Source organism: Peribacillus sp. SIMBA_075 (genome assembly GCF_046534585.1).
In genome coordinates, this window is record NZ_JAWRYN010001232.1 from 1 (window position 1) to 249 (window position 249).

The following is a 249-nucleotide window of genomic DNA, read 5'->3' on the forward strand; positions in this document are numbered from 1 at the left end:
GTCGTCTCCTGTCAGGGGAGAACTCTTTTTCTCGACACGTTTTCCCATGGGCGCTTTTTGCTGTTGTTCGTGGCTTCAGTGGTGGGGAGGAAACAGGAGAATCCGATGCGTTCAAAAAAAGAAAGAGCATCCGCCTCAACGGGCAGATGCCTTTCATTTCTACTGCTATTCTTATTCGTCAAACTCGTCTTTATCTAACCGTACCTCCAAATGATGTCCATCCGGGGTCTCAAAGTATAGATTATAGCT

The 249-nt window shown here is 46.6% G+C and carries 1 pseudogene; it reads right to left on the reverse strand.

The annotated features are described in order from the left end of the window. Positions 1–171: 171 nt before the first annotated feature. Positions 172–249, reverse strand: a pseudogene (locus tag SB775_RS32250) (VOC family protein); the annotation flags it as partial.